The sequence below is a fragment of the Agrobacterium vitis genome (assembly GCF_014926405.1).
GTDB lineage: Bacteria > Pseudomonadota > Alphaproteobacteria > Rhizobiales > Rhizobiaceae > Allorhizobium > Allorhizobium vitis_H.
This window is the reverse complement of the sequence record NZ_JACXXJ020000005.1, coordinates 1494632-1509637: the sequence shown is the minus strand read 5'-3', so window position 1 is coordinate 1509637 and position 15006 is coordinate 1494632. Positions and strand designations below refer to the sequence as shown.

Annotated in this window: 14 protein-coding genes; 11 read left to right on the top strand and 3 right to left on the bottom strand. The window is 58.4% G+C overall.

What is annotated here, in order from left to right; all coding sequences use genetic code 11:
• Window positions 1–82 precede the first annotated feature (82 nt).
• Together mazG and IEI95_RS18165 are read right to left on the bottom strand one after the other, a co-directional pair.
• The gene (gene mazG, locus IEI95_RS18170; protein ID WP_156535039.1) at window positions 83–925 is read right to left on the bottom strand and encodes a nucleoside triphosphate pyrophosphohydrolase; all 843 of its coding nucleotides are present in this window, start codon (window positions 923–925) and stop codon (window positions 83–85) included.
• Window positions 926–948: 23 nt separating this feature from the next.
• Window positions 949–1536, bottom strand: coding sequence for a deaminase (locus IEI95_RS18165; RefSeq protein WP_156535041.1), 588 nt, complete (start codon window positions 1534–1536; stop codon window positions 949–951).
• A gap of 274 nt (window positions 1537–1810) precedes the next feature.
• On the opposite strand from IEI95_RS18165, the gene cysG reads away from it, so the two are divergent.
• The 10 genes from cysG to IEI95_RS18115 all read left to right on the top strand — a co-directional run bounded on the left by cysG (window position 1811) and on the right by IEI95_RS18115 (window position 12447).
• A complete protein-coding gene (cysG, locus tag IEI95_RS18160; RefSeq protein WP_156535043.1) occupies window positions 1811–3268 on the top strand; it encodes a siroheme synthase CysG in 1458 nt (485 codons plus the stop codon).
• A 2-nt stretch (window positions 3269–3270) separates the two neighbouring features.
• On the top strand, window positions 3271–3585 hold the full coding sequence (locus tag IEI95_RS18155) for a DUF2849 domain-containing protein (protein ID WP_156535045.1): 315 nt from the start codon (window positions 3271–3273) through the stop codon (window positions 3583–3585).
• 116 nt (window positions 3586–3701) lie between these two features.
• Window positions 3702–5375 (top strand): nitrite/sulfite reductase, encoded by a 1674-nt coding sequence (locus tag IEI95_RS18150; RefSeq protein ID WP_194416861.1) that lies wholly within the window; start codon window positions 3702–3704, stop codon window positions 5373–5375.
• Window positions 5376–5386: 11 nt separating this feature from the next.
• Window positions 5387–5893: a DUF934 domain-containing protein gene (locus IEI95_RS18145; protein WP_156535049.1), complete on the top strand. Its 507-nt coding sequence runs from the start codon at window positions 5387–5389 to the stop codon at window positions 5891–5893.
• 227 nt (window positions 5894–6120) lie between these two features.
• Entirely contained in the window at window positions 6121–6933 is an 813-nt protein-coding gene (locus IEI95_RS18140) for a ferredoxin--NADP reductase (protein WP_156535052.1), read from the top strand.
• Between the two features lie 116 nt (window positions 6934–7049).
• The gene (locus IEI95_RS18135) at window positions 7050–7754 is read left to right on the top strand and encodes an SDR family oxidoreductase (RefSeq protein WP_156535070.1); all 705 of its coding nucleotides are present in this window, start codon (window positions 7050–7052) and stop codon (window positions 7752–7754) included.
• Window positions 7755–8047: 293 nt separating this feature from the next.
• Window positions 8048–9157, top strand: a complete 1110-nt coding sequence (locus IEI95_RS29645) for a septal ring lytic transglycosylase RlpA family protein (protein WP_156535072.1) — start codon at window positions 8048–8050, stop codon at window positions 9155–9157.
• A gap of 206 nt (window positions 9158–9363) precedes the next feature.
• Complete coding sequence (locus IEI95_RS18125) at window positions 9364–10536, top strand: D-alanyl-D-alanine carboxypeptidase family protein (RefSeq protein WP_194416860.1); 1173 nt, start codon at window positions 9364–9366, stop codon at window positions 10534–10536.
• Between the two features lie 221 nt (window positions 10537–10757).
• A complete protein-coding gene (gene tmk, locus IEI95_RS18120) occupies window positions 10758–11423 on the top strand; it encodes a dTMP kinase (RefSeq protein WP_194416859.1) in 666 nt (221 codons plus the stop codon).
• 1 nt (window position 11424) lies between these two features.
• Complete coding sequence (locus tag IEI95_RS18115) at window positions 11425–12447, top strand: DNA polymerase III subunit delta' (protein ID WP_156535076.1); 1023 nt, start codon at window positions 11425–11427, stop codon at window positions 12445–12447.
• A 7-nt stretch (window positions 12448–12454) separates the two neighbouring features.
• Here IEI95_RS18115 and IEI95_RS18110 read toward each other — a convergent pair whose 3' ends face one another.
• Window positions 12455–13225, bottom strand: coding sequence for a sulfite exporter TauE/SafE family protein (locus IEI95_RS18110; RefSeq protein ID WP_194416858.1), 771 nt, complete (start codon window positions 13223–13225; stop codon window positions 12455–12457).
• Window positions 13226–13428: 203 nt separating this feature from the next.
• Between IEI95_RS18110 and metG the strand changes: the two genes are divergently transcribed.
• Window positions 13429–15006 (top strand): methionine--tRNA ligase, encoded by a 1578-nt coding sequence (metG, locus tag IEI95_RS18105; protein WP_156535079.1) that lies wholly within the window; start codon window positions 13429–13431, stop codon window positions 15004–15006.

Here is a 15006-nt window from a genome sequence, read left to right as displayed (position 1 = left end):
CCGATACGATTGCGCTTTTGAGAAAATCCAGTGAGTGTTTTAAAGTCAAAATCGTGGCGTGTGGTCCACGATTGGATTTTGGCTAGCCATCAGTTTTGCCGCCGCGTTCCAGCTGCTTTGCAGCCTGCCAGAGCTGCTCCATTCGCTCAAGGCTGGCCTCATTCAGCGATGATTTTTCGGCGGCCAAGGATTTTTCGATATAGCCGAAGCGCCGCCTGAATTTCACATTCGTTCCCCGCAGGGCTTGTTCGGGATCGCTGCCGGTGTGTCGACCGATATTGACCAGAGCGAAAATCAGATCTCCCAACTCGTCCTTTATCTTGTCTGGTTGCCCGGTTTGGAGCGCTTCACGCAGTTCGGCGATCTCCTCCTCGATCTTGTCGAGAATGGGTTCGGCCTCAGCCCAATCGAACCCGACCTTTGCAGCCTGTTCCTGAAGCTTTACGGCCTCCGTCAGGGCCGGAAACGTTCGCTGCACTGAGCCGAGATGACCGTCTTTAAACACCTCTGCCACACCACGTGCGGCGCGGCGTTCGGCTCTTTCTTGTTTTTCCTGCTTTTTAATCGCATCCCATTGCAGCTTGACGGCGTCAGGCGTATCGGCGTCTGAGCGGGCAAACACATGCGGATGACGACGGATCATCTTTGAGGTTACCGCTTCGACCACGTCGCCGAAGGAAAACAGTCCGGCCTCCTCGGCAATCCGCGCATGAAACACCACTTGCAGCAGAAGATCACCCAGTTCTTCGCAGAGATCGTCCGGATCGTTGCGCTCGATGGCGTCGGCCACTTCATAGGCTTCTTCCAACGTATAAGGCTTGATGGTCTCGAAGGTCTGGACAATGTCCCAGGGGCAGCCGGTCTGCGGATCGCGAAGCGCCGCCATGATTTCGATCAGCCGGGCGATATCCTGTGAGGGCTGCATGGTTTTTCCTTATTCAACAAAGATCAGTTTAGCGGAATGTCGTTACCGCTTTTGGCTGATTGATACTGGCCGGACAGATTGCCATAGAGGCCACGGATCTTCTGGGCCTGGGTCAGCAGTTCTCCACGAATTGCATCGTCTTCCACTTCAATCATGTCGTTGATCGCGAAACTGTGCCAGAAGGCGTTCTGTTTGCGATAGCCGCCGGGCTCCAGTCCGAACACTTCCTTCAGAATTTTCAGGTCATGGGGAATGGCGAAGGCATCGCGGCTATCTTCATGGCTGAAGAAATAATAGAAATTGTCAAAACCCGCCCAGGTGATCGCCGACATGCACATGGTGCAGGGTTCGTGGGTGGAGAGGAAAATCAGCTCTGATGTCGGTGGGCGCTCGCCCAGTTCGTAAAAGCGCTTCAGCGTATGAACTTCGCCGTGCCAGAGCGGGTTTTCCAACTCGTTATTGGTCTCCGCCAGCACCAGCGACAGGTCCGATTTGCGCAGGATTGCCGCGCCGAAAATCTTGTTGCCCTCGGCCACGCCTTTTTCCGTCAGCGGGATGATGTCCTGTTCGATCACGTCAAGCAATCTGGCAGTGAGATTTTGATCGGTCATGATGGGCAGCGCTCCTTGAAATCCGTCTTTGTCTTTTCGGTAAAACCGGTGGACACTTTTACCGGACAAACTCGCAGCACATTTAGCGGCAAGCGGCGGCCAAGGGAAAGCCTTCCTCTGCGTATTGATTGAAAATTGCCGGGAGGGGTTGGTTTTGCTCTTATCCTCAAATGCGTTAGGATAGAAATATCGATGCCGTTGGGAAGGCAGATTCGTGTTTCTTCATAACAGCGCTGTTTTCCCAGATAATGGCGAGATAACAAGGAATGGGTCTTTGAGCATCGAGTCTGACAAGCTGGCGGTTTTTCCGGCATTTTTTCGCGTTTCCGGCGCGAAATTGGCTGTGTTCGGCGATGGCGACGAGGCGTTTGCCAAGGCTAGGCTGATCGCCAATACGTCCGCGACCATCATTGCCTTCACTCGGGATCCAGCCCCTGCATATGCAGCCTTTCTGAAGCGTAAAACCATCGAGATCGATCCATCGCCGTTTTCTCCTGATCTGCTGGCGGGGATGAAAATGGTTTTTGCCGCCACCGGTGATGGCGCGGCGGATCGGATGATTGTTGAAGCGGCATGGCTGCAAAAAATTCCGGCCAATGCCGTCGACCAGCCGGATTATTGTGATTTCTATACGCCAGCTCTTGTCAATCGTGCGCCGATTGCGGTGGCGATTGGCACGGAAGGCGTGGGGCCGGTGCTGGCCCAGATGATCCGCGCCGGGATCGACCGGCAATTGCCGAGGTCGCTGGGTAAGCTGGGGCGGTTGGCCAATAGTTATCGTCATGCCGTTGACAGGCTGTTGCCACGCGGCGTTGCACGCCGTTTGTTCTGGCGTTCTTTCTTTCAAGGCGACGTGGCTGATGCCATGGAAGGCGGCGATGTGAAGGCTGCTCGTCGCCGGGCGACGAAATTGTTAAAGACGGCGGCCAATACCGTGCCGGAAGGTCGGATCTTTCTGGTCGGGGCAGGGCCGGGAGCAGAAGACCTGCTGACATTGCGCGCCCACAGGCTGATGATGGAAGCCGATGCGATTGTTTACGATGCGCTGGTGCCGCAGGCCGTGGTCGATATGGGCCGGCGCGATGCGGACCGGATTCCGGTCGGCAAGCGCAAAGGCTGTCATTCCAAGTCGCAGGGCGAGATCAATGATCTCCTCGTGGCGCTCGGCCGGGCTGGAAAGCGCGTTGTGCGGCTGAAATCCGGTGATCCCTTGATCTTCGGTCGGGCCGGGGAGGAAATGGCGGCGCTGCGCGATGCCGGTATCGCCTATGAGATCGTGCCCGGTGTCACTTCGGCGCTGGCGGCGGCGGCTGATTTCGAATTGCCATTGACGTTGCGCGGTGTTTCGTCTTCGCTGGTCTTTACCACCGGTCATGACCTGACCGGCGATGTTTTGCCCGATTGGGCGCGGCTGGCGCTATCAGGCGCAACCGTTGCCGTCTATATGGGCCGCACGGTGGCGGCTTCCGTCGCCGAACGGTTGATTGCCGGTGGATTGGCGCAGGATACGACGGTTGCTGTGGTGGAGAATGCCGGGCGCGGCGACCGCCGCCTGCTGCATGGCACACTGCGGGAACTGCCAGGTCTGGAAGCCATGACGGAATTGACTGGACCTGTGATGGTCATTATCGGCGATGCGGTGGCGGGTGCGAATTTTGAGCGGTCGATGCCGTTGGCGCAGGCGCGTCTTGCCTTGGCGAATGTCGATCAACAGCAGATGACGAGGGTTTGACAATGGCAGAAAAAGTCTTGACCGCCAACCGCCTGAGCGATGGCATCGCTGTCTGGCTCGATGCTTCTGGCCAATGGGTCGAAGACCTGCAATCGGCACTGGTTGCCCGTCATGCCGAGGCGGTCGCGGCGCTGGAAGCTAGCGGCAAAAGGGATTTTGCCGACAATCTCGTCGTTGACGTCGCCGTGGTCGATGTGGAAGAGCGGGATGGACAGCTCTGGCCGCTGCGCTTGCGTGAGCGTATTCGCGCCGCAGGCCCGACCATTCCCTATGCGGATGGGCATGGTCATGCTGATCCCGATTTTGTTGCCGTCTAAAGTTTATCAGGGAAAAGTGTGTCCCGGTTTTCCCGAAAGATAAACGAAAACAAAAAAGATCTAGAGTCTGTTTGGTTCAATCTGAACCTGACCGGCTCTAGAGCCTGAGGAAAGACATGTATCGTTACGATGAATTTGACCATGCCTTTGTTGCGGCCCGCGTGGACCAGTTTCGCGATCAGGTAGGCCGCCGCTTGTCCGGCGAGTTGGCGGAAGATGCGTTCAAGCCGCTTCGGTTGATGAACGGCGTTTACCTGCAACTGCATGCCTATATGTTGCGCGTCGCCATTCCCTATGGCACGTTGAACGCCAAGCAGATGCGGATGCTGGCCCATGTGGCGCGCAAATATGACCGTGGCTATGGTCATTTTACCACGCGGCAGAATATCCAGTATAACTGGCCGAAACTGTCGGATACGCCCGATATTCTGCAAGAGCTGGCCAGCGTGGAGATGCACGCGATCCAGACCTCCGGCAACTGTATCCGCAATGTCACCGCCGACCATTTTGCCGGTGCAGCCCAGGACGAATTTGCCGATCCGCGCCCTTACGCTGAAATTCTGCGGCAATGGTCTTCGGTCCACCCGGAGTTTTCCTTCCTGCCGCGCAAGTTCAAGATTGCCGTGACCGGGGCTGAGCGCGACCGCGCTGCCATCCAGGTGCATGATATTGGCCTGCATGTGAAAAAGGACGGAAACGGAAATCTTGGCTTTGCCGTCTATGTCGGTGGCGGTCAGGGCAGAACGCCGATGATTGCCAAGAAGATCAAGGATTTCCTGCCCGAAGAAGACATGCTGTCCTATATCACTGCCATTGTGCGGGTGTATAACCTGCATGGTCGCCGCGACAATAAATACAAGGCGCGGATCAAGATCCTCGTGCATGAAACCGGCACGGAAGAACTGACCCGCCAGATCGATGCGGAGTTCGCAAACCTGAAGGACAGTGTGCTGAAGCTGCCCGATGCCGATATTCGCGCCATCGAGAGCTATTTTGCTCTGCCTGATCTGGTCGAGCGCCCGGAAGGCTGGGAAGTTCTGGCCAAAGCCAAGAAGGCCGATGACGGCTTTGCCACTTGGCTTGCGCAGAATGTGCAGCCGCATAAGCATCCCGATTACGGCATGGTGACAATTTCGCTGAAGCCGATTGGCGGCATTCCTGGCGATGCCAGCGACGCCCAGATGGATCTGGTGGCTGAGTTGGCCGAGCGTTTTGGTTTTGACGAAATCCGCGTCAGCCATGAGCAGAACCTGATCCTGCCGCATGTGGCGATGGCCGATCTGCCAGCGCTCTATCAGGCGCTATCAGGCGCTAATCTTGCCACCGCCAATGCGGGCCTGATCACTGACATTATTGCCTGTCCCGGGTTGGATTATTGTGCGCTGGCCAATGCCCGCGCCATTCCGGTAGCGCAGGCGATTTCCTCGCGCTTCGGCTCCCAGGCGCGGCAGGCGGAGATCGGTGAGCTGAAAATCAAGATTTCCGGCTGTATCAATGCCTGCGGCCATCATCATGTCGGCCATATCGGTCTCTTGGGTGTGGAAAAGAAGGGTGCGGAGCTTTACCAGATCACGCTTGGCGGATCGGGGGATGAAAAATCGTCCATCGGAGAAATCATCGGTCGCGGCTTTGAGCCTGAAAAGGTGACGGATGCGGTGGAGACGGTGGTCGACACCTATTTGGCGCTGCGGCTCGATCCGAAGGAAACCTTCCTTGAGGCTTATCGCCGCGTCGGGCCAAAGCCCTTCAAGGAAGCCCTGTATGGCGGCGCATCCGCCGAAGCCGCCTGAGGAGCGCGATCATGACCCGTATCTGGACCGAAACCGGTTTCGCCGCACAGGACATCTGGCTGGAGGAGACCGAAGAGATGAAAGCGGCTGAGGGCCAGAAGGCGCTTCTGCCGCTGGATGCTTTTATCGCGGCCGCTGAAGACAGCAATGCCGTCGATCTCGGCGTGGTCATCGCGCCAGCCGATGACGTGACGAAGCTGAAACCCTATCTCGACCGCATCGCCATCATTGCTGTGAAATTCCCGGCCTATAACGATGGCCGTGGCTTTAGCCATGCTTCGCTGCTGCGCGACAGGCTTGGTTATCAGGGTGAAGTGCGGGCAGTGGGCGACGTTTTGATCGACCAGGTTCCGCTGATGCTGCGCACCGGCTTTGACAGCTTTGCCGTGACCAATGCGGTGGCGCTGAAACGGCTGGAAGAGGGGCGTCTGCCGGGGATTGCCAATCACTATCAGCCAACTACCCAGCCAGCCGCTGAGGTTGGTGGTTATAGCTGGCGCCGCCGGTCTGCGTCTTGAGGAGCGGACTATCACCCATGGCAGAGCCTGATCGATGGCGTCACTGTCTGTTGCACGTTTTCCCGATTGCGGAAGGCGTGCGACACTGCGGTTTATGATCGCATCTGCGCATGGCCACTGGTCAGGCGCAGGATTTTACAGTAACAGGCCGAAAAGGCGGATAATGCATGCCCGAATATGCCCTATGCGTGGCGGTTCGGCGTGAGATTTGAAGGATCCGAACGCTGATGAATGCTCCTGCAAAGACCGACAATGCCGAACTGATCGTCCCGGAAGGCGTCTATGCCGAAACGGTGCTGAGCGTGACGCATTATACCGACCACCTGTTCCGCTTTCGGATGACCCGGCCCGCCGGTTTTCGCTTCCGGTCGGGCGAGTTCGCGATGATTGGCCTGATGGTGGAGGGTAAGCCGCTCTACCGCGCCTATTCCATCGCCAGCCCGTCCTGGGACGAGGAACTGGAATTCTTCTCCATCAAGGTGCCGAACGGCCCGCTGACCCAGCATTTGCAGCGGATTCAGCCGGGCGACCGGGTGTTGATGCGCAAGAAGCCGACTGGCACCCTGGTTCTGGACGCGCTGACGCCCGGCAAGCGGCTTTATATGTTTTCGACCGGCACCGGCATTGCACCGTTTGCGAGTCTCATCCGGGACCCGGAAACCTATGAGAAATTCGAGGAAGTCATCCTCACCCATACCTGCCGCGATGTCGCCGAGTTGAAATATGGGTTCGACCTGATTTCCGAGATCAAGGCCGATGAGATGCTGAGCGAAATCGTCGGTGACAAGCTGAAGCATTACGCCACCGCTACCCGCGAAGACTATCCCTTCACGGGCCGGATCACCGACCTGATCGACAACGGCAAGCTGTTTACCGACCTTGGCGTCCCGGCGCTGGACCCGGCTGTTGACCGTGGAATGATCTGCGGTTCGACAGCGATGTTGAAGGACACCAAGGCGCTGCTGGAAAAGGCAGGGCTGACAGAAGGTGCCAACAACAAGCCAGCCGAATTTGTCATCGAGCGGGCGTTCGTCGGCTGATTTTCGGCGCTGTATTGTCGTTCCGAGTTTCGTGCGACAGTGTTGCTGCCGCACGAATGGATTATGGCGGGCTGCCCTACTGCATAATTTTCCGGTTCGTCCTTGGGAGAGATATCATGTCCGCAGAGAAAGTTGCTGTTGTTACGGCTGGTGGAAGCGGCATGGGAGCCGAATGCGCCCGACGTCTTGCCTGTGATGGCTACAAGGTCGCCATCCTGTCATCTTCCGGCAAGGGCGAGGCACTGGCAGGCGAGCTTGGCGGCCTTGGCGTAACCGGGTCTAATCAATCCAATGACGACCTGGCGCGTCTGATCGATACCACCATGGAAACCTGGGGTCGGATCGATGTATTGGTCAACAGCGCCGGTCACGGCCCGCGCGCTCAGATCATCGAGATCACCGACGAGCAATGGCATATAGGCATGGACGTTTATCTGATGAATGTCATTCGTCCAGTGCGTCTCGTCACTCCGATCATGCAGGCGCAAAAATCGGGCGCGATCATCAATATTTCCACCGCTTGGGCGTTTGAGCCATCGTCGATGTTTCCGACCTCGGCGGTGTTTCGCGCCGGTCTTGCTGCCTATACCAAGATTTTCGCCGATACCTATGCCGGAGACAATATTCGCATCAACAACGTTCTGCCGGGCTGGACCGATAGCCTGCCAGAGACAGAAGATCGTCGCGATTCTGTCCCGATGAAGCGATATGGCACAAGTGCCGAGATTGCCGCGACCGTCGCTTTCCTGGCATCCGAAGGCGCGGGCTATATCACCGGCCAAAATCTCAAAGTGGATGGTGGACTGACCCGGTCGGTATAACCGCGGGAGGCGCAAGACGTGCTCCCTGACGATGGGTAGGGTTGTCGATTTGAAGGTCTGCGTTTAACCCTTCATTAACCATAACGCGAACTATTCACCCTAACGCCTTAACCATAATCGCATTTTCGCCATTTTATCCCCATTTCTATTGTGGCACAGTCCTGTGTCACTTCGGGGGACTAAAATTTGACATTTATTCTTTGCAATGGCCGCGTCGCGGTCCTGATTGGTGTGTCGGTGCGATGACGGTAAAAATGGTTTTGCAGCGGCGTTCAGTTTCCGGATGTTTGCGGATGGCATGGGTTGTTCTGGCGGGCGTGGCGGTGACGTCCTGCGGCGCCAACCATGATGTGAGCAAGGTCAGCACGACCAAGAAACGCAGCAAGGAATATTTTGCCGAATCTGCCTATGGCGTGAAGGCCAGCCCGCGTGTGGTGGAAAACGGCCCTGTGCCAAAAGGCGGCGGTCGCCGTCTGGTCGGAAACCCCTACGTGGTCGCTGGCAAGGTCTATAAGCCACGCGAGAACCCCAATTACGAAGCATCCGGGCTTGCCTCCTGGTATGGCTCGGCTTTCCATGGGCGCTACACGGCCAATGGCGAAGTCTATGACCAATACGGCATTTCCGCCGCCCATCCGACCATGCCGCTCCCCAGCTACGCCCGTGTTACCAATCTCGATACCGGCAGTTCGGTCATTGTCCGCGTCAACGATCGTGGCCCGTTCCACGCCAATCGCCTGATCGATCTCTCCGACAAGGCAGCCGAACTTCTTGACGTCAAGGGCCACGGCACAGCTAATGTGAAGGTCAAATATGTTGGCCCAGCCGATATGACGGGCCATGACATGCCCTATCTGATGGCGTCTTATGTCCGCAAGGGCCAGCGCGTTCCCGGCGTCGATCCCTTCGGTGGTGGCCAGATCGCAAGTGGTGTGATGGTGGCGTCGAATGCGCCGCAGCAGAATTTCTTCGGCCGTTTCGCAGGCCCGGCCAGCGCGTCTGCACCGCAGCCGAAAACGGCAAAACCGGTTGTTGCGCCGGCGTCAGCCTCGGCTTACGGCAGCAACTCCTATCCGGTTTCCGCCAGTGCCAATGCACCGCGCCCGGTCCAGCGTCAGCCGGTCGCCGTATCGCGGCCAGAACCGACCCGCATTGAACCGACCCGCGAATGGCAGGCTCCGGCCATTGCCTCCGCTGAGCCGATGCCGCAGCCGCGCAATGCTGCCAGCACCGGCGTGGCTCGCCGGGAGATGGCGCCTGTGGCCGCACCGCAGCCGGTTCGGGCCACTGCGACCCGTCAGAAGCCGGTGTCGGCACCGTCTGGTGGCGGCCTGCCGCCCGGCTGGCATGTCGGCCCGGCTCCTGTGACAGCCAATGCCTATTCCAATCCCAATGAAGGCTGATCCCAACTGGCGCTGGTGAGGCTTGTTCGAGCCTTGCTCTAGCCGTTTTCAAGGGTAGACGCCTTCCTCCATAAAACCTATCCATTATAGATGCCGGTGGCGATTCTCGCTCTCCGGCATCCTATTATTGGTGAAGGATGGCGATGCATATCGGCTTGCCGGTCACAAAGCGCTTTTGGGCGTATGCTGGATCATACGATAGAAAGATGCTTGTGCTGCTTGCGGCACTTTTCTACGGCGTAAGTCTTCAGACCGGCGCCTTTGCGCAAGGAGCGGCAGCCGACGCTGCAACGCCCGCCGTCTATGCCACCGAGGCCAAGCAGGTCCTGCTGATCGAGGCGGAAACCGGCAGTGTGCTGTTTGAAAAGAACAGCGATCAACCTTTCACCTCGGCCTCTCTCTCCAAGATGATGGTTGCGGAAGTGGTGCTCGATGCGCTGAAATCCGGTCGCCTGACGCTGTCCCAGGACTTTCCCGTTTCCGAATTCGCCTGGCGCACCGGTGGCGCGCCGTCGCGCACGGCGACGATGTTTGCTGCCGTGCGCTCGCGCGTGCCGGTGGAGGCGCTGCTGAAGGGCGTCATGGTGCAGATGGCCAATGATGCATGTCTTATCCTTGCCGAGGGCATGGCCGGATCGGAGCAAGGTTTCGTCAAGCTGATGAATGAGCGGGCAGCGGCGCTTGGTCTTAAGGACAGCCATTTTGCCAATGCAACCGGTCTTCCAGATCCCGGCAATAAAGTCAGCCTGAGGGATATGATCACGCTGGCGCAGGCGCTGAAATCCAATTACCCGGATTTCTATGCGCTTTACGCCCAGCCGGATTTCGAATGGAACAAGATCTTCCAACGCAATCGCAATCCGCTTCTCGGCCAGTCACCGGGTGTGGATGGCCTGGCGGCAGGGTTTGCCGACGGGGAAGGTTATTCCATCGTCGCGTCCGCCCAGCAGAATGGTGTGCGGCTCTATCTGGGCTTGGCGGGCAGCGAAAGCGACAAATCCCGGCAGGAGGATGCGGCAAAGGCACTGGCCTGGGGCTTTTCCGCTTTTGAGAAGCGCCGCCTGTTCGAAGCGGGACAAGTGATCGGTGAGGCCAGCGTTTATGGCGGGGAACCGGCACAGGTGCCGCTGGTGTCGCCGCAGCCGGTTGATGTCTATCTGCCGGTTGGCGCCAGCGATAAGTTGGAAGCCAAGGTCATCTATCCCTGGCCGCTGCGCCCCGGCGTGGCGCAGGGCCAGCAGGTCGGGCATTTGAAGGTCATGCTCGGCGACAAGATGCTGCGTGACATGCCGCTTCAGGCCGCATCGCCGTCAACGCTGGGCTCGCTGGTCAAACGCACCCGTGACGCATTGGTGGAACTGCTGTTTTCCTGGGTTTGATCCGACAGAGGTTTCCCAGGCCGCAAGCTTGCGTTACACAGCGGTTCTAGAGTTTGTCAGGGAAAAGTGGAAACCGGTTTTCCCGAAAAGACAAACGAAAAAAAGAGTAGCTAGAGTCTGTCTGGTTCAATCTGAACCTGACAGACTCTAGAGCATCGGACCGAAACGTGGGAACCGGCTTTCCCTCCGGAAACACTCTAAACAGGAAAGAAAGCGGATCAGTGTCGGTTGGCAGTGGATTATTCGTAACATTCGAAGGCGGCGAGGGGGCGGGCAAGTCCACCCAGATCAGGCTTCTGGCGAACACGCTGGAGGCGCTCGGCTTTGCCGTTGTCACCAGCCGTGAACCGGGTGGCTCACCCTGCGCCGAGGCCTTGCGACATGTGCTGCTGTCGGGGGCGGCCGAGCCGTTCGGGGTGGAAATGGAAGCGATCCTGTTTGCCGCCGCCCGCAATGACCATGTGGAAGCCCGGCTGCGCCCAGCGCTGCTGCGGGGCGATGTGGTGCTTTGTGACCGCTTCATGGATTCCTCGCGGGTCTATCAGGGCGCGACCGGCAATCTCTCTTCAGCCTTCATCGAGCGACTGCAAGCCATTGCCGTTGATGGCGTGGTGCCGGACCTGACGATCATCCTCGATCTGCCAGCCAATATTGGACTGGCGCGGGCCAAAAACCGGGCGGGGGCTTTGGGAGAAGATGCACCGGACCGTTTTGAGAAAGAGGAAATCGCCATTCACGAACGCCGCCGCGAGGCTTTTCTGGCCATTGCGCGGGCCGAGCCTTCGCGTTGCCAGGTGGTGGATGCGCGAGCCGGGATCGAGCAGATCGCCGAGGAGATTTTTGCAGCGGTGAAACCACTCCTGCCTCACAACGACGGAAGGCTCTAGAATGGAAAAACCCGGCCTTCTCGATGGTGCCATTGCGCCTTTTGCCAATGACAGGCTGTTTGGCCATGGCGCGGCGGAACAGTTTCTGGCCAGTTCCTACCAGTCCGGCAAGCTTCATCATGCGATCCTGATCGAAGGGCCGGAGGGGATCGGCAAGGCAACGCTGGCCTTCCGTTTTGCTCATCATGTCCTGTCGCATCCCGACCCCGCCAGTGCGCCCTTTGTCCTCGCCGACCCGGACCCCAATTCGCTGGTTGGGCGGCAGATTGCGTCCGGGGCCTCGCATAACCTCCTGCATATTGCCCGACCGGTGGATGAAAAGACCGGCAGGGCGAAAGCCTCGATTACCGTGGAGGAAATCCGCAAGGCTGGTCATTTCTTTTCCCAGACCTCAGGTGGTGGCAATTGGCGGATCGTCATCCTCGATCCTGCCGACGACATGAACCGCAATGCGGCCAATGCCATTTTGAAAGTGCTGGAAGAGCCGCCGAAACGGTCGCTGTTTCTGGTCCTGTCCCATGCGCCCGGCAAGCTTTTGCCCACCATTCGCTCACGCTGCATGCCGCTGAAATTACAAACGCTTGGCGTGGACGATCTGGCCAGCGCGCTGGCGCATCTGGGGGTCTCGCCACCTGTGGAGCAGATGGCGGCGCTTTCTGATCTCTCCAAGGGCAGCGTGTCGCAGGCGTTGAAACTGATCAACTATGGCGGCATGGAAATCATTGCTGCCTTCAATGCGATCCTTGCCAGTGAAGGTCCGGCGGCAAGAAAACAGATGCACAAGCTGGCCGATGCGCTGTCAGCCAAGGACAGCGACGTGATCTACCATTTCTTCATCGAGCATTTGTCCGAATTCCTGATGGACAATGCGCGCCAGGTGGCGATGGCGGGCGATCTTTCCCGGGCCGAGCGGCTATCGCGGCTTTCCAGCGCCATCGTCGAAAAGCTTGGCGTGGCCGGAGCCTACAACCTCGACCGTAAGCAGACGCTGCTGGAAATTCTTGGCGAGGTCGCGGCTGCATAGGTGGTCGCTACAACGAGATCAATTTCGCCGCGACGATCACCAGAATGAGGGCGAGGATAATTCTCACCGCCTTTTCCGGCAGGCGTGGTGCGGCATAGCTGCCCAACACGATACCGGGGATGGAGCCGATCAGCAGTGAGCCCAGCAGCACCCAGTTGACATCGCCGATCACCCAATAGCCGATGCCGCCGATCAGCGTCAGTGGAATGGCGTGGGCAATATCGGAGCCGACAATGTCGTTGATGGTGGAGCGGGGATAGAGAAACAGCAGCACGGTCACGCCGATGGCCCCAGCACCGACCGATGTCAGCGTAACGACAGCACCCAGCACCAGTCCAAGAACGAAGGTGCCGATTGCAATGGCGCGTGGGCTTGGGCTGCGGTGGGACTTGAGCCAGTTCATTTCATATCGCACCAGCAGATCCCGAAACAGCAGGATCATCGCTGTCATCATCAGCATGATGCCGAGGCTGGTTGTCAGTAGATCAACGGAATGGGCGCTTTTGCGGTCAACGCCGCTCATCAGCCACAGGGTCAGGCCCGTCGCGGGAACGCTGCCCAATGCCAGCAGGCCGACCAGCCGCCAGCGGATATGGCCGTGGCGATGATGCACAGCGGCACCCGCCATCTTGGTCACGGCGGCATAGAGCAGATCAGTCCCTACGGCAGTTGCCGGATGAACGCCGAACAACAGCACCATCAGCGGAGTCATCAGCGACGCGCCGCCGACGCCGGTAATGCCAACCAGACACCCGACGACAAAGCCCGACAGCGACACCAGGGGGTCAAACGAAAAACCGGTCAGAACGGCACCTCCTCGGATTCGGACAGGGCCGATCTAGCGAAAGCCGGGTAAGGCGGTCAAGGCGCAACAGCCCATCAAAGCGCGTGGCCGAGAAACTTGTTGTTTCGCAACGCGGCGACATGCGCTAAGAGCGGCGGACATTCCTGATCGATAAAGCGGACTGCAAGGGCCGATCCATGAAAGATACGTTCTACATCACCACCGCCATTTCCTATCCGAACGGCAAGCCGCATATCGGCCATGCCTATGAACTGATCGCCACGGATGCGATGGCGCGCTTCCAGCGGCTGGATGGCAAGGACGTGTTCTTCCTGACCGGCACCGACGAGCATGGCCAGAAAATGCAGCAGACCGCCCGTAACGAAGGCATTACGCCTGAGGAACTGGCGGAGCGCAATTCCGGCGAATTCCGCGCTATGGGCAAGTTGCTCAATGCCTCCAACGACGATTTCATCCGCACCACTGAGCCATGTCACCACGCCGCCAGCCAGGAAATCTGGAAGCGGATGGAGAAGAACGGCGATATCTACAAGGACAGCTATGCGGGCTGGTATTCGGTGCGCGACGAGGCTTATTACGCCGAAGACGAAACCGAGCTTCGCGCCGATGGCGTTCGCTATGGGCCGCAAGGCACGCCGGTGGAATGGGTGGAGGAGGAGAGCTATTTCTTCAAGCTCGCGGCCTATGAAGACAAGCTCCTGAAACTCTACGATGATCAGCCGGATTTCATCGGCCCCAATGAGCGCCGCAACGAGGTGATGTCCTTCGTCAAGTCTGGCCTCAAGGACCTGTCGATTTCACGCACCACCTTCGATTGGGGCATTAAGGTGCCCGGCGATGACAAGCATGTCATGTATGTCTGGGTTGATGCGCTGACCAATTATGTCACCGCCACCGGCTATCTGACCGATGAAAACGGCCCGCGCGCCAAATACTGGCCAGCAGACGCCCATATCATCGGCAAGGATATCATTCGCTTCCACGCAGTCTACTGGCCGGCTTTCCTGATGTCGGCTGGCCTGCCGCTGCCCAAGCGGGTCTATGCGCATGGCTTTCTTCTCAACAAGGGTGAGAAGATGTCGAAATCTGTCGGCAATGTGGTGGACCCGGTCAATCTGGTCAATCACTTCGGCCTGGATCAGGTGCGGTTCTTCTTCCTGCGGGAGGTGTCGTTCGGCCAAGACGGTTCCTATTCGGAAGAGGGGATCGCCACCCGGATCAATGCCGATCTCGCCAACGGCATCGGCAATCTTGCCAGCCGTTCGCTGTCGATGATCGCCAAGAACCTCGATGGCAAGGTGCCGCAGCCCGGCCTTCTGACCGAGGCTGACGATGCTATTCTAGCAATAGCCGACGAGGCCATTGCCATTTGCCGCGAGGAAATGTCCCGCCAGCAGATCCACAAGGCCGTGGGCGCGATCATGAACATCGTCAACGAAGCCGACCGTTATTTCGCCGCCCAGGCACCCTGGGTGCTGCGCAAGACGGATGTGCCGCGTATGGAAACCGTGCTGTATGTGACGGCGGAAGTGGTGCGGCAGATTGCCATCCTGTTCCAGCCGATCATGCCCGACAGTGCGGCGAAGCTGCTTGATCTCGTGGCCATTGCACCGGATGATCGGGTTTTCGCCAAACTGGGCAAGGCCGGTCGCCTGACGCCCGGCACGGAACTTCCTGCCGTGTCACCGGTCTTCCCGCGCTACGTTGCCCCAGATGCAGACAAAGCAGCAGACAAAGCAGCGGACAGGGCCTGA

What these genes read in the sequence shown, in the direction of transcription:
- metG (WP_156535079.1), top strand. Translation starts at nt 13,429, where the DNA reads ATGAAAGATACGTTCTACATCACCACCGCCATTTCCTATCCGAACGGC.
- IEI95_RS18125 (WP_194416860.1), top strand. Translation starts at nt 9,364, where the DNA reads ATGCTTGTGCTGCTTGCGGCACTTTTCTACGGCGTAAGTCTTCAGACC.
- IEI95_RS18150 (WP_194416861.1), top strand. Translation starts at nt 3,702, where the DNA reads ATGTATCGTTACGATGAATTTGACCATGCCTTTGTTGCGGCCCGCGTG.
- IEI95_RS18155 (WP_156535045.1), top strand. Translation starts at nt 3,271, where the DNA reads ATGGCAGAAAAAGTCTTGACCGCCAACCGCCTGAGCGATGGCATCGCT.
- mazG (WP_156535039.1), bottom strand. Translation starts at nt 925, where the DNA reads ATGCAGCCCTCACAGGATATCGCCCGGCTGATCGAAATCATGGCGGCG.
- IEI95_RS18140 (WP_156535052.1), top strand. Translation starts at nt 6,121, where the DNA reads ATGAATGCTCCTGCAAAGACCGACAATGCCGAACTGATCGTCCCGGAA.
- IEI95_RS18145 (WP_156535049.1), top strand. Translation starts at nt 5,387, where the DNA reads ATGACCCGTATCTGGACCGAAACCGGTTTCGCCGCACAGGACATCTGG.
- IEI95_RS18135 (WP_156535070.1), top strand. Translation starts at nt 7,050, where the DNA reads ATGTCCGCAGAGAAAGTTGCTGTTGTTACGGCTGGTGGAAGCGGCATG.
- IEI95_RS29645 (WP_156535072.1), top strand. Translation starts at nt 8,048, where the DNA reads ATGGCATGGGTTGTTCTGGCGGGCGTGGCGGTGACGTCCTGCGGCGCC.
- IEI95_RS18115 (WP_156535076.1), top strand. Translation starts at nt 11,425, where the DNA reads ATGGAAAAACCCGGCCTTCTCGATGGTGCCATTGCGCCTTTTGCCAAT.
- IEI95_RS18165 (WP_156535041.1), bottom strand. Translation starts at nt 1,536, where the DNA reads ATGACCGATCAAAATCTCACTGCCAGATTGCTTGACGTGATCGAACAG.